10 protein-coding genes are annotated in these 15229 nt (G+C 48.7%); 7 read left to right on the top strand and 3 right to left on the bottom strand.

Annotation, left to right across the window (positions count from 1 at the left end; translation table 11 throughout):
* The first annotated feature begins 39 nt into the window (after positions 1-39).
* The 5 genes from ACXAGC_RS04335 (at position 40) to ACXAGC_RS04355 (ending at position 7041) form a co-directional block, all read left to right on the top strand.
* Positions 40-2283 (top strand): acyl-CoA dehydrogenase, encoded by a 2244-nt coding sequence (locus tag ACXAGC_RS04335; protein WP_474842711.1) that lies wholly within the window; start codon positions 40-42, stop codon positions 2281-2283.
* 193 nt (positions 2284-2476) lie between these two features.
* The gene (locus ACXAGC_RS04340; RefSeq protein WP_474842713.1) at positions 2477-4477 is read left to right on the top strand and encodes a putative bifunctional diguanylate cyclase/phosphodiesterase; all 2001 of its coding nucleotides are present in this window, start codon (positions 2477-2479) and stop codon (positions 4475-4477) included.
* Between the two features lie 19 nt (positions 4478-4496).
* The gene (locus ACXAGC_RS04345; protein ID WP_119502075.1) at positions 4497-5087 is read left to right on the top strand and encodes a thymidine kinase; all 591 of its coding nucleotides are present in this window, start codon (positions 4497-4499) and stop codon (positions 5085-5087) included.
* Positions 5088-5214: 127 nt separating this feature from the next.
* The gene (locus tag ACXAGC_RS04350) at positions 5215-6792 is read left to right on the top strand and encodes a serine hydrolase (protein ID WP_474842716.1); all 1578 of its coding nucleotides are present in this window, start codon (positions 5215-5217) and stop codon (positions 6790-6792) included.
* Between the two features lie 111 nt (positions 6793-6903).
* Positions 6904-7041 carry a hypothetical protein gene (locus ACXAGC_RS04355; RefSeq protein ID WP_474842718.1) on the top strand — a complete coding sequence of 46 codons (138 nt, stop codon included), beginning with the start codon at positions 6904-6906 and terminating at the stop codon, positions 7039-7041.
* Positions 7042-7150: 109 nt separating this feature from the next.
* On the opposite strand, the gene ACXAGC_RS04360 is transcribed toward ACXAGC_RS04355, so the two are convergent.
* The 3 genes from ACXAGC_RS04360 to glyA all read right to left on the bottom strand — a co-directional run bounded on the left by ACXAGC_RS04360 (position 7151) and on the right by glyA (position 12557).
* A complete protein-coding gene (locus ACXAGC_RS04360; protein ID WP_474842720.1) occupies positions 7151-9655 on the bottom strand; it encodes a TonB-dependent receptor domain-containing protein in 2505 nt (834 codons plus the stop codon).
* Between the two features lie 456 nt (positions 9656-10111).
* Positions 10112-11140 carry a LacI family DNA-binding transcriptional regulator gene (locus ACXAGC_RS04365; RefSeq protein WP_474843449.1) on the bottom strand — a complete coding sequence of 343 codons (1029 nt, stop codon included), beginning with the start codon at positions 11138-11140 and terminating at the stop codon, positions 10112-10114.
* Between the two features lie 169 nt (positions 11141-11309).
* Complete coding sequence (glyA, locus tag ACXAGC_RS04370; protein ID WP_474843451.1) at positions 11310-12557, bottom strand: serine hydroxymethyltransferase; 1248 nt, start codon at positions 12555-12557, stop codon at positions 11310-11312.
* Positions 12558-12693: 136 nt separating this feature from the next.
* Here glyA and ACXAGC_RS04375 point away from each other — a divergent pair, with 136 nt between their 5' ends.
* On the top strand, positions 12694-13551 hold the full coding sequence (locus tag ACXAGC_RS04375) for a LysR family transcriptional regulator (RefSeq protein WP_474842722.1): 858 nt from the start codon (positions 12694-12696) through the stop codon (positions 13549-13551).
* A gap of 237 nt (positions 13552-13788) precedes the next feature.
* Positions 13789-15222, top strand: coding sequence for a hypothetical protein (locus tag ACXAGC_RS04380; RefSeq protein ID WP_474842724.1), 1434 nt, complete (start codon positions 13789-13791; stop codon positions 15220-15222).
* Positions 15223-15229 lie beyond the last annotated feature (7 nt).

The raw sequence follows: 15229 nt of genomic DNA on the forward strand, positions 1-15229 counted from the left end.
TTAGAAGAATACAACTGGTCAGATGAGCGGATGAGTAATATGAGTATTCGAAAAAGCCTGAAAAAAGTTCTTCCACCTATTTCTGTGACAGAGCAGGAAGCATTGGACGCCGGTGATATCTGGTTAGAAGCCTCTATCTATCAGGGCAAACCAGACATGCAAGCCCTGCGTGCCATTCCACAGGCGAAATTAAGTGCCGATGAACAGGCATTTATTGACGGCCCTGTGCAGGAGTTGCTGGGATTAATCGATGATTTCGAGCTGGCAAATGGTAAGCACATTCCGGATGAGATTTTAGCGTTCCTGAAGAAACACCGTTTCTTCTCAATGATCATTCCGAAGAAATTTGGTGGTCTGGAATTCAGTCCTTACGCCAACTCAACCATCGTTGCAACTATCGCTGCGAAAAGTGGTGCTATTGCCGTAACCGTTATGGTGCCTAACTCGTTAGGTCCGGGCGAACTGCTGATGCACTATGGTACAAAAGAGCAGCAGGACTACTATCTGCCCCGCCTTGCAGTGGGTGATGACATTCCCTGTTTTGCACTGACCAGCCCTGAAGCCGGTTCAGATGCCGGTGGCATTCCTGATGCAGCTATCGTCACGAAGGGTGAATGGGAAGGTAAAGAAGTTATTGGTCTGAAAGTCAGCTGGGACAAGCGTTATATCACGCTTGCGCCAATCGCTACCGTACTGGGCCTCGCATTTAAAGTTTTCGACCCTGATCAACTGCTGGGTGAAAAACTTGAGCTGGGTATTACCTGTGCCCTGCTGCCAAAATCTCACCCCGGCGTAGAACTGGGTAACCGTCACGATCCTATGGGACAACGTTTCTACAACGGTACGACCCGTGGTAATGATGTATTTATTCCTATGGATTTCATTATCGGCGGTCAGAAAAACATCGGCCGCGGCTGGCAAATGCTGGTGAGCTGCTTAGGTGCAGGTCGTGGTATTTCATTACCGGCCATGGGCGTGGCAACAGGTCAGGCGGCACTGAAAGCGTCTGCAGAATACAGCTTTGTGCGTGAACAATTCGGACTGCCTATTGGCCGTTTCGAAGGTATTCAGGGCAAACTGGCAGATATCGCCGGTAAAACATTCCTGCTGGAGTCTATGCGTGTTCTGACAACAGAAGGTTTGGGTTTAGGCCTGAAGCCGTCAGTAGTGACTGCGATTGCCAAATACCATATGACTGAGCTGGGTCGTGACGTAATGAACTCGGCAATGGATATCCTGGCGGGTAAAGCCATTCAGCGCGGACCGCAAAATACGTTATCCGGCGGCTACAGTTCATTACCGATTGCCATTACGGTGGAAGGTGCCAACATTCTGACCCGTAACCTGATGATCTTCGGCCAGGGTGCAATGCGTTGCCATCCATACTTGAAAGAGATGGTGGATCTTATTCACAGTGACGACCACTCTGCCGACGGCGAATTCAATAAAGTATTGAAGAAAACGGTCAGTTTCAGTGTGAAAAATGCGTTCCGCAGCTTAGGTAAGAGCTACCTGCCCTTCCTGCGCGGTGCAGAGTCTGCACTGCCGGAAGTGACAAAGTACGAGAAGCGTCTTAATGCATTGTCAGCAAAACTGGCTCCTATGGCCGATTTATCGCTGGCGGTACTGGGCGGTGATTTGAAAAAAGCAGAATTGCTGTCAGCCCGTCTGGGTGATGTAATGAGTTATCTGTACGGCGCCATGGCAGCCATCCGCTTCTATGAGCAACGTGTAGAAGACCGTAAACTGGCACAGCCTTACTTCGAGTACGCTATGGAGTGGACGCTGCAACAGGCTGAACAGGCACTGGTTGATTTCATCGGTAACTTCCCGAACACAGCAACCCGTGGTCTGATGCGCCTGCTGACCTGTACGTATACCAATTCAGTCAGCGGGATCAGCGATAAGCTGTCCTGTGAACTGGCTCTGGCATCCATGCAGGATAACAGCATCAAAGCACAACTGACGCACCTGGTTCGTCCTGTTGCCGGTGACGGTAACGACATCAACGAGCAGGCGTTTAAAGCGAAACATGCTGTAGCCCATCTGTTAGGTAAAGTACAGAAGGCGCTGCGTAAGGAACCGGTCATCCCGTTCCTGTCGTTTGAAAACGCACTGAATAAGTTACAGGAGCGCGGTGTTGTAACGGCTCAGGAAGCTGAAATGCTTCACGATTACAATGAGAAGCGTAAGCTGGCTGTCCGGGTTGACGAGTTCAACTTTGACCTGGAGCCGTTATCTCAGGAAAAAAGCGATTCTTCAGCGAAGAAAGACGCTGCCTGATATTCTGAATACTGCTCTACAGCATTGATTTAAAAGGTGACTACGGTCACCTTTTTTTATTGCTTTTTGCCGGTTTTGCACTATACCTTTTAGCAGGAACTTTTCCGGTTTACCCGGGCGGTACGCTTCTCCGTCATCTCCCGGTGAATACATATAAAATGTGACAGGGCCGTCCAGCTGACAGGATTAAGTAGTGCGCCCCATATTCCACCACTCCACACTGAATGATGCCGCGTTAAGGGATGTTGTGCACCTGCTGCACTCTAATGCCTTTAACGGCATGATTATCTCTGTCGCTGCCATCAGTGCGCTGGCATTCGGGTTCGATACACCGGAAACCCATACAGTCAAACGACTCTTCTGGTTGATCATGGTGTCTGTTTTACTGCTTCGCTTTCTTGATGCCATCTTCTGGATGAAAGTCCTCAGGCAGAAAGACAAATCTCCCCGTCCCGCATTTTTCCGGTTCGCCATTGGTGTCACACTGACAGCCATCATCTGGGCACTCTATTGCGTTACCCTGTACCCGCTGATGGATATTATGGAGCTGGCTACCACTGTTGTGGTGCTGTCAGCCCTGGCGGGCGGTGCAGCGGCAGTGCTCGGTGCCAGCCGGCCGCTGGTATGGACTTACTGCACGCTGTTGCTGATTCCGGTTTCCGTAATGGCACTGACAGATCCGCGTAAAGAGTTATTTATGCTGGGTCTGCTTGGATTCGGCTTCTGCATCATCATGCTGGGCACCTCCCGCAAAACCAATGCCTTTTATCTGGAGACCATCAGCTTACGGGAAAAGAATCAGGCGTTGGTGGAACAAATGGCAGAAGAGCGCAATGAAGTGGTAAGAGTAAACGAAGCTCTGCGTCTGAGTAACCAGAAACTGGACAATATGAACGCGACACTGGAAGCCGAAGTGCATTCCCGCACAGAAGATATTGTGCGCCTTTCTAACCGCGACCCCCTCACCGGCCTGATGAACCGGGCGGCGTTCTTAAATACCCTGCGGGACAAGTTAAAACAGGCCGCCTTAAGGGAAGAGAAGCTGGCTATCCTGTTTACTGATCTCGACGGCTTTAAACAGGTGAACGACAGTCTCGGCCATCAAACCGGTGACCAGGTACTGGTCTCTGTCGCCTCGAGATTCCGCCAATTTGCACCGGACGATTGTTTATCACGGTGGGGAGGCGACGAATTCATTATTGTTGCGACGTTCTGCAATCTCAGCAAAATAGTGCAACTGGCAAAAAATATCCGCGCCAGTATTGCTCAGGGCATGGCTATAGACAGAAATATCATCAATCTTGATGCCACGACAGGTATTGCTATTTTTCCGGATCACGGCGACAACGAACAGCTTTTGATCCAGCGTGCCGATATCACCATGTATCATGAGAAACGTCGCGGCGTGAACCATACCGGCATTTTCAGTGACAACGTGTATGACGCGGTATGCAGAGAAATGCAGTTACGGGACGGGCTTCGTTCTGTCATCATCAATGACCAGTTGCACCTTGTTTATCAACCTATTGTAGATGCCGGTACTGGCCGTGTGTGGTCTTACGAGGCGCTGCTGCGGTGGCAATTTAACGGACACCCCGTCTCTCCCGCAGACTTTATTCCTGTCGCTGAACGTTCGGGCCTTATCAACGATATCGGATTATGGGTGCTGTCAAAAGCGTGCGAAACCGCAGCAGGCTGGAAAGACCCTGACGTTGCTGTTTCGGTGAACGTATCAGTGATTCAGCTTATGGAAGATAACTTCATCCTCAAGCTCGACGAAGTACTCAGTCATACGGGCCTTGCGCCTTCCAGGTTACATCTGGAAATTACAGAATCTGTATTCGCAGACAATAAACAAAAGCTTGCAGCGCAGGTGAATGCCATAAAAAATCGCCGGGTAGCCGTTTCCATAGACGATTTCGGTACCGGCTTTTCATCGCTGAGTCAGCTTCAGCTCCTGCATTTTGATCACATAAAAATTGACCGGTCGTTTATTCATAACCTTAACTCAGCAGGCGGCCCGATTATCCGTGCGACCTTGCTGATTGCCGGCGAGTTCGGCTGTAAAACCGTTGCCGAAGGAGTAGAAACAGAAGAACAGGCTACAAGGCTTAAGGCGATGGGTGTAGACTACCTGCAAGGATTTTACTTCGCCAGGCCTGAGCGTGCAGAGACACTGACCGGCCGGCTATAAACAGAACAATAATAATCACATGGCTCAACTTTACTTTTACTACTCTGCAATGAATGCAGGGAAATCTACCTCACTGCTCCAGTCTGCTTACAACTACCGTGAACGGGGTATGCACGTACTGATTTTCACAGCGGCAATCGATGACCGCTATGATGTGGGTAAGGTCACCTCAAGAATTGGTTTGCAGGCCGACGCCAGTTTATACGGTAACGAAGATAACTTGTTCCGGCAGGTATTTAAGGCTCACCGTGCCCAGCCGCTGGACTGCGTATTTATTGATGAAGCGCAGTTTCTGACTAAGGCGCAGGTAAGGCAACTGGTAGAAATTGTCGACGAACTGGATATTCCCGTGCTGGCCTACGGACTCCGTACAGATTTTCTCGGTGAAACCTTCGAAGGCAGCCATTATCTGCTGGCCTGGGCTGATAAATTTACTGAGCTGAAAACAGTCTGTCACTGCGGTCGCAAAGCCACATTTGTGGTGCGGATGGATGAACAGGGCCAGCCTGTCACCGGCGGTAATCAGGTTGAGATTGGCGGTAATGACCGTTATGAATCTATGTGCCGCAAACACTTCAAACAGCTGGTATGGGATCAACCGTCGGCGTAGATCTGCTTCAGCGGTTCCCTGCAGCGCCGGGTCGTTGATCCGCCACCCCGTGTCACTGAACCTCTGACAGTTGACAAGCCTCTCAATATTTTCAACAGTGGTGTGAAAAGATAAAGGAGTACACCACTTGCGCAGGCTTTTTCTCTCCGGCTTATGTGCCACCCTCATTGCAGCTCAGGCTGCGGCTGATACGCAACCGGTAAACCAGTTGCCATCTGATTTGAAAACACTGCCGGATACCATTGACCGTGCTTTGTCAGAATTTTACACCCCGGGTATGAGCGTGGGCATTGTGAAAGACGGCAAGGTTGTGTACCTCGCCGGACATGGCCTCAGAAATAAAGAGCAAGGGCTGCCAGTGACACCGGACACCTGGTTCAGACTGGCTTCTGTCAGCAAAGCATTTACAGCCACCACCGTGGCACAACTGGTAGACGAAGAAAAACTGAACTGGCACACAAAGGTAGAAGACGTGCTGCCCGGTTTCAGGATGGCTGATCCTTTTGCCAGCCGCGAAATGGATATCACCGATCTGTTAACCCACCGCAGCGGTTTGGGTTCAGGTGCCGGAGACAGTATGTTGTGGCCTGAGCCATCCGGCTTCAGCCGTCAGGATATCGTGCATAACCTGCGCTTTCTGACGCCTCAGTACAGTTTTCGCAGTGAATACGCCTATTCCAATGTAATGTATATCACAGCTGGGGAAATAGTGGCGCACCTGACGGAAGACAGCTGGGAATCCCGGCTACAAAACCGTGTATTTGCTCCCCTTGGTATGGACTGCTTTGGTGGGGATGTGCCGGGCTATGTGCTCGAAAACCGCGCCATCAGTTACGGCCACAACGATGAGAGAGGCATTTATCCCATTCCACGTAACCAGCTGGCAGAAAAAGGCATTGTCTCTGCTGCAGCCGGCGGCGTCAGCTGTAATGCGACGGGTATGCTGAAGTGGGTTCAGATGTGGCTGGATGAAGGTAAAAGTGCCGGCGGTGAAACCATTCTCTCAGAAGATGCATACAACACCATGCTGACGCCGCAAACCCTGTTGTCTGTTGATGACACTGACGAAGAATGGGACCACATGCATTTTAAGGCGTATGGTCTCGGCTGGCGGCTTATGGATATTTTCGGCCATAAGGTAATCTCTCATACCGGCACCTTATCCGGTTATCAGACGTATGTGGCTTTCGTACCGGATCAACAACTGGGTGTGGTAGTACTGAATAACGGCTCCAACTACGGTGCCCGCGGCGCTGTCATGCAAACCATCCTCAAAGCTTACCTGCCTGAAAGTGATAAAAGAAACTGGATAGATGAATACCGGGCTTATCAGGATGAGCAGGAAGAGAAATATCTGGCCAGACACACGACTCCCTCTGGCAGCAATAAAGTGCTGTTACCGCAAAACACCTACGCCGGACAATTCAGCGACGAATGGTTTGGCCTGATGACCGTTTACCCTGAAGGCGACACCCTGCGGATAAAATCTGACAAAATGCCCACTCTCACCGGCAGACTGGAGCCCTTTGAAGATCATACATTTGTGATCCGCTGGGACAACCAGAACGCAGCCAGTGACGCCTTTATCCGTTATCAGGTGAATGTAAAGCGGGAAGTCACCGGCTTCACCCTCTACCCGTTTACAGAACGTGAAATAACCAACCATGAATGGCGGGATATGGTTTTTACTGTTGATAAGGAATAGCCCGGCCGGGATGCAGAATCATCAGGAAAGCGATTAGAGCGATTAGTATTTAAGATTTTAATCGTTTTATAAAATCACATAATCTGTACCCAACTTAACAAGGAGCAGATTATGGCTAAAATGATTCAAAAACTGGTAAGCAAAAACAAAACACAATCCACCCCGGCACTGACCTGTAATTATCAGAATAATTACTATGGCGATCAGGTATGTGTGGCGTGCGCACCGGTCAAAGGTAAGCGGGCGTAAAGGTGACTTTAAGGTCACTCCTCTGTCCGAAGATACCGGCAACACCGGAAATAAAAAAAGCCCGCACCGGAAACCGGTGCGGGCAATGCTATTTCACAGGGAGAGTGAATCAGTCGAACAGGTACTTCAGAGATACCACAGTAGTGCGGCCGTTCAGCGGGCGGGCACGGATGTAGCTGCCTACTGCTGCAGAGCCTTCTTCAGATTCTGTAATAACAAACTCATCAGTGGCGTTGTTTACGTTCAGAGAAACTGAGAACTGGTCATTAACCCAGTAAGTGGCAAATACATTCACCAGGTTATAAGCATCCTGTTTCAGGTCATTGTTGTCCTGAACATAGTACTCGGTAGAGCCTTGCAGAGATGCACCCACTGACCAGAAATCAGTAACGTATTCCGGTGTAATTGTCCAGATCCAGTCAGCCTGACGACGGGGTGTGTTACCCACCAGCGTTGCATCATTCGCGTCTTTGCTGATTTCAGCATCTGTCCATGTGAGGTTACCGGACAGCACGAAGTTATCAGTTGCATTCCAGCGTCCTTCAAATTCCAGACCTGTTGCTTCATATTCGCGCATGAACGTCAGACCGCTGGTCACCTCAGCCTGAGTATCTTCCGTCACTGTGTCGAACAGCGTAGCGTTCAGCATCAGATCACGGGTGCCGTACTTATAACCAATTTCAAGTTGCTTCGTTGTATCGAAGCCGGAGGTTGTGTTGGTCAGGCTGCCATCAGTATTCAGTGTGCCGCCAATTTGCAGCAGACGGTCTGCCAGTGCACGGCCACCTTTCGAGTAGCGGGCGAACAGGGTTTGCGTTTCGCTCAGTAAATAAGAACCACCCAGTGAATAGGAAGTGTTATTGGCACTGTAGTCAACAATTTGCGATGACGCACCGGCGCGGTTCAGGTTAATCACACCGCCGCTGATGAAGCCGCTGTTCTGCGCAGACGCATCTTCAATCTGTTCAATAACACCGTTTCCGTTAATGTCGTAATCGGCATTGCCGCCACAGCAAGAGCTGATCAGTTCACCCGATGCATCAACACTGTCGTAACGCACTGAAGCATCAATAAGAATGTTGTCTGACAGTTCAAAGCCTACGTTCATGTAGGGTGCAGTTGTCACATAGTTCAGATCCCACTCATACGACAGGAAGCTGGCTGACAGCAGGCCGTTGGATACCAGTTCAGTACCATCAGCATCTGTAATATTCAGCAACTGCGAGTTGTCACCGTCCAGCGTCTGGATAAAGGTTTGCCAGCTTGCCCAGCTCGTCGCAATATCCTGATTTGAATAGTAATAACCTACTGTCAGTGATACGCCGTTATCGAACTCTTTACGCAGGCTCAGATCGTTAATCATGTTACCCAGGTCATTGAGACGGGCATCAAACTGTAAGTTAGTAAATGCTTCGCCGGTATACACTTCACCTGCACCCGGACCATTCGCCAGAGTAACCGTGGTGCTGTCGCAGTTCAGCGCATTACCTTCGCCATCAAGCGCGCCGGAACAAAGCGCAGCAGCGAAGTTTGATACATCGCCCGGGCCGGCAGGGAAACCGTCAGTGAAAGGTGCAATGAATCCACCGGAAACATCCGAAATACGGAATTTGTTTAACAGGAACAGATTGTCCGCAACTTCCAGGTCTACTTCCACGCCGAATGAATTAACTTCTGATGAAATACCGTCGCGTACGTCACGGTTTTCCGGATTGCCGTAGCTGTCAAAAGTAGAAATATTCGTGTTATACACTGAGTTCAGGGCCTGTGAACTGGCATCAAAACCGGGAACAGGACCGTACTCACCGTCACCTTTAACCAGTACCGGAGATGGCAGATAAGTGGAAACTTTGTCATCCAGGTTTTTGTAGAAGAAACGGATATGACCGTTATCCAGCAGCTTGGTGATATTAAACTTCACCTGGCCGCCTTTATCACCGTGATAACCGGTGTCACGGGTACCTTCACCACCGCGGGCAAAGCCGGCAATGTGATAATACAGGTCGTCGCTGATTTCACCGCCGTAACGGAAATCCAGGCGCATTTCATCGTAATCCACACCAAAAGATGTACCGATAGCACCACCACCGATTTCACCGGTGTTGCTGATCATATTGATAACACCACCCGGCGAGTTACTGGCGAAAGTCGACGCAGAGCCACCGCGAACGGCTTCTACATTAGCCACTGACCAGTCATAACGGATGAAGTTATCAGCATTACCAAAGTTGATATCACCGTATTCCAGTACCGGTAAGCCATCTTCATGAATTTGCAGAAATTTGGAACCGCCGGTAGCCAGAGGAATACCACGGATAGTGATGTTCGCGTTACCGCCACCACCTGAAGACTCAGCACGGATCCCCGGAATAGCACGGAACACTTCAGCAGTAGAGCGTGGCGCAAGTTTTACAATATCGTCTTCGTTAAAGGAACTGACCGACACGCTGGCTTCCTGCATGGTGGCACCACCAGGGGTTGCAGTCACAACGATTTGTTCGTATTTGGCTTTATCCTGGGTTTCAGCGTCAGTATTGTCCTGAGCAAAAACGGGACTGGCTATGACTGCGCTGACAGCCAACGCTAATCTACTGAATGCATAACGCTTGTTCATGTTTTCTCCGGGAGAGTGTTTGAGTGTTTACAGGCTAACAATCCGGTCACTTTTCTAACGGGCAGCTTATTCCCACCTTCTTCATAACCGAACTTAATCGTTTAAGAATTTAATCTAAAAACTTTCCAGTGTAAATACAATGTGAAGAATTTATATAACAGAGATAATAAAAGAGACGATATAACCAATACAAATCAGTGACTTATAATTGATAAAATTTTATTAACCTGTTTTAAAATATACCCAAAAGGATAACAATTTAATCTTATTTGATTAAGGTAAGTACAGAGAGACAGGCAATTATGAAGGCTGAAACCGCTATAATTGTCCGGCCAGACTGACGCCGGCCGGTGCAGCGGATGAAAAGGTGCAACAAAAAAAAAGCAGTTTTACAAAAAGAAAGAGACGGCAGTCTGAAGCGATGCCGGAAGCGGTACTAAGACACCGGAAGCGATATTAAATAGTACCGCCGTTAAGAAGTTCGAAATCGAGTACTACAGAGTCAGCCTGCTCACCTTCCAGTAGCAGCTTTGCGGCAGTTTCCCCCTTTTCGATGCTCGACTGGCAAACCGTGGTGAGAACAGGACGGGTACGGCGGGCTTCGTCAATACCGTCAAAGCCGGTAATTTTCAGTTCCTGCGGCACTTTAATGCCCTTGCTGAGCGCACATTGCAACAACTCCAGCGCAATCATGTCACTCATGCACAGTACGGTTTGCGGGCGGGGTGAAATACTTAGCACTTCATTGGCGGCCTGACGGGCAAAATTTCCCCCGCTCTCCGGAATATGCCAAATCCATTCATTATTAATGTCGCAATTTTTGCGTTTCATCGCCCTGAAATAACCATCAAGCCGGCGATGAGAAATTGCACTGTCTGAGTCCAGCAGCGGACTGTCGTACACCCTGCAGGTCACAGGTGAGTCGATAAGTTTCAGTCCCAGAATAGCGGCACGTCCACCTTCTTCCAGTGCTTCCATCGCAATCTGATAAGCGGCATTCTCGTTATCGATGTTCACTGAGGGGCAGCCTTCAAGGTTGAAGTCTACCGTGACCACCGGTTTACTTAATTGCCGTAGTTCTTCCCCTAGTTTCGGGTTTTGGGGCGCACCATAGCAGATAAAGCCGTCAACGAAATCGGCCACATCGGTAATAGTTTGTGCATTACCGGCATACAAGAGTAAATGCTTTTGAGCGTCCTGCAGCACGGAGGAAACGCCACGGATGAAGGTAGATGCAACAGGGTCACTGACCATGTATTCAATGTTATCGGCAAGCACCAGCGCCACAATATTAGACTGACCTTTACGGAGGATCTGCGCTGCTTTATTAGGCCCGCTGTAACCTATCTCTTTACAGGCAGCCAGAATGTCATCACGTCTGGCGGCAGAAAGCTGGTCCGGGCGGTTAAAGGCATTAGAGATGGTTGCGGTAGAAACGCCCAGCTTTTCAGCCACATCTTTTAAAGTCAGTTTTACTTTCTTCATTGTTACGGCAAAGGTCACTGTACTGAATGCCGGCAGGCATAATTAAACGGGTGCAATCTTAATCGATTAACATTTTTTTAAAATTTTAGCACAGTGATGGTAACCGGTACGACTTTATTTTCAATTTTTACCGCCATCGTACCGGTGAAGTAGTAATTTAACAGGAAAACTAGTTGTAAACGGGCCTTGCTGCAGTAAGTTCAGCCACCTTCTGTTTAATGGTTGCAGCCGTGTCTGCGCAGTCCGGCGCACTAAGCAAATCACACATCCATCCGGCCAGTTGCTGACAATCTGCTTTAGTGAAGCCCCGTGAAGTGACGGCCGGAGTGCCGATGCGAATACCACTGGTGACAAATGGAGACTGGGGATCATCAGGCACCGTGTTCTTATTAACAGTTATATTTACACTGTTAAGCAACGCATCGGCTGCTTTACCGGTCATGCCTTTGCTGATCAGGCTCAACAGAAACATGTGGTTATCAGTGCCGCCGGATACCACATCAAAGCCACGCTCAATAAAGACTTCTGCCATCGCTCTGGCGTTGTCTACCACCTGTTGCTGATACACCTTATAGTCATCAGACATAGCTTCTTTTAACGCCACCGCTTTGGCTGCGATGACATGCATAAGCGGACCGCCCTGAATACCCGGAAAAATCAGTGAATTGAATTTCTTTTCCAGTTCGGGAGCAGACTGACAAAGGATTAACCCTCCCCGCGGCCCCCGCAATGTTTTATGAGTAGTGGTGGTAACCACATGTGCCGCTTTCACAGGGTTAGGATACACACCGGCGGCCACCAGGCCGGCAACATGAGCCATATCCACCATTAACCACGCACCAACACTGTCGGCGATATCTCTGAAACGCTGCCAGTCAACGATGCGGGAATACGCCGAGAAGCCGGCAACAATCATTTTTGGCTTGTGGATTTCTGCCAGTTCTGCAACCTGTTCATAGTCAATTTCACCGGATTCCGGGTTAATACCGTATTGCACAGCGTTGTACAATTTACCGGAAAAATTCGGCTTTGCACCGTGTGTCAGGTGACCGCCGTGATCGAGGCTGAGACCTAAAATGGTATCGCCCGGAGAAAGCAACGCCATGTAAACCGCCGCATTAGCCTGCGAGCCTGAGTGCGGCTGAACATTGGCGTAATCTGCGCCGAATAAGGCTTTAGCGCGGTCGATAGCAAGTTGTTCGGCAACATCCACTTCTTCACAGCCGCCATAATAACGTTTCGCCGGATACCCCTCAGCGTACTTGTTGGTTAACTGACTTCCCTGTGCCGCCATTACCGCCCGGCTAGTGTAATTTTCAGATGCGATCAGTTCGATATGACCTTCCTGACGCCGGGTCTCTTTTTCGATTACCGCAGCGATTTCAGGATCCACATTATTCAGCGATTCATTCAGCAGCTTCATGATAACTCCATTGTGTTTTGATTTTCTTTATGCTAATTCTGGTATCGCAATAAATAAAATTAATAAAAACAATAGAGCCATAAGTTTCCAAAATAGGGTTGCCTGCCTATTTTTATTTTGGAGTGTAGCCATGAAAAATTTGTCCGTGGACTTCTTACGTTCATTTGTGACGATTGCGCAGACGGGTAGCTACACTTTATGTGCGGAACGTTTAAAACGCACACAACCAGCTATCAGCCTGCAAATCAAAAAACTTGAAGAAATGGTGGGGGAAAAGCTGTTTTCCCGCGAAGGCAACCGTCTTACTCTGACGCTGGCAGGCAGCAAGCTGCTGGAATTCGGTATGAAAATACTCATGCTGAATGACCAGGCGATGGCTGAATTTGGTCGTCCTCAGGTCAGCGGGAATATCAAACTGGGGATCCCCAGTGAATTTTCCACGACCCTGATGCCTAAGATCATTCGCCGCTTCACCCAGTCTTATCCGGAAGTCTCTCTGGAAGTGCACTGTGCGCTGAGTAAAGATTTGCTGTGTGAACCCCTGAAAAACCAGTTTGATTTAATCCTGTCACTGCAGGAGATGCCCGATCCCGACCAGGATGGTTACATCGTGACAGACCAGCTGGTGTGGGTTGGCAGTCAGCGCTTTGTTAACAGCATTCCTGAAAAGCTGCCCATTATCGCCGCCCCGGCGCCCTGTATTTACCGTAAACGTGCAACCAACCTGTTAGGAAAGCACCGCAAGCAGTGGCAAATTGTGTACACCATCGGCGATCTCAACGGTATTCAGACCGCCATCAATGAAGGACTGGGCATTACCGTACTGGCGAGAAGTACTGTGCCGAACGGCTTGCATATTTTGTCCCCTTCTCCGGCGCTGCCGGAGCTGGGTCATATTGGTGTGTGTCTGGTGAATCCGCAGAAAGTGCGCTCTGAAGCCATAGAACTACTGGCCAAAACCATGGTGACTGAACTGTCTGCCTGCTGAGGAGACTTAAAAGAGTCTCCCGTTCCGACTTTGTTAATAGAGAATTATTGCAGCAACTACATGTTAATAAAGAATTAGCAAAATCTGTGGGAATTTCCGGTATCATTCAGGAATCCGATAAGAAATAAGGTAGTAAAAACAAGGCATGGTGTCAGTTCAGGTACCCATTGCCCTGTCTGCCTTGAATTGCTGAGAGTAACATCAGGCAATTTCGCAGTAGTAATTGAAAGGAAAGCGGTGAGCGCACAAAGCCAGAACCCCGACAGTATTTACACACAGCAAGTAAAACAACTCATCAACATGATTTACCCTCATGAAACCGGCTTCGGCTCCGTTTTCGAAGATGCCAGTGATTACTTTTCCCTTACTCCGGCCCTGGAAAAGCAAGTTGAAGATTTAAAAACGCAACTCAGTAAAATTGAAGGAAATAAAAAAAGAAAAGTACTGGCAGAGCAACTTGCACGACAAATAAAGAATCATAAAGAAAAACTCAAAGAAGAAAGGCTTGCACGTTTAGAAAGGTTGAACGACGTAAGCACAAAAATCATCGAACTTTGTGAAGGCGACAACTGGCAGGAAACACAGCAGTCCAGTGCAAAGCTGCTTGGAACGCTGATGTTGCTTACCCGGGGCCCGTCGGGTAATTTTGCCCGCCTTCATATGCGCCTTAAGCCTTTGTATAAGGCCGTACTGACATTACGCTTAGCCGACAGGCTTCTGGCACACGACACTATTGCTAATAAATATCTGTCGAAGTATCGCGAAGCCGCATCCCGCTTTCGCGGAAACCGTTATTGGCGTGATAAATGGAAAATTGAGCTGGGACGTCCCCTAATCCTTGCCGCACTTTTGCAGGATATCGGCTTACAGAGTCCCGCCGCGCAAACCATCCTCAAAGGTGAGAATGGTGATTTAAGTGAATTCCGGTTATTAGATGACGCACAACGAAAAGCGCTGTTGAAGCTTAACTACCATTTTACGCTCAAATACATTTCAGAAGGCTTAGGGCTACCTGATTATGTAGGAAATGATAAGGAAGAAAGAGACCGGTTCGTCCAGACCCATAAAGACGCCGGCGAATTTCTGTATCAATTAGTAAAAGACGCGTTTGTTTCCAAAACAGGCCTGGGAGAGATAGTTAAAATTCCACAAATTTATGTTTCTATTGTACTTTCAACCAAATCAGACTATTCGCGCAAAAGCTTGCCGAAAGGTTATATGCTGATTGAGCAACTTGCGAAAAAAGATGGCTTAAATAAACAGTTAGCTCAGGATTTCATTGAGCTTGTAGGTTACTTCCCGCAAGGTTTCGGTGTTACCTATATTCCGGTCAATGAAAAAGGTCAGGAAAAAGATCAATATGAATGCGCCATCGTGATTGGGCTCAATCCCCATAATCCGGCAGAACCTCTGTGCAAAGTGGTAACAAGAAATCAGAAGTACATTTCAAGCGGTGCGCAAGAAATCATTCCTAAGGGAAGAAACCTGTACTTTCCCGCCAACCGGAAAAAGTTAATGCGTATGGGGAAAGACAGGTTGAGTGAAATAATGAGTCAGTTATCGGGCAACTTTACCCCTGATGCCATTGACGATTTAGTGCCCGGCCTCTGGGAGCCCTTCAACTTTTTCAGCTTTAAAAAGCATCAGAATTTATGGGCGAAAAACAAATAGCATATAA

The sequence above is a fragment of the Alteromonas sp. AWJ4_197 genome (assembly GCF_056160285.1).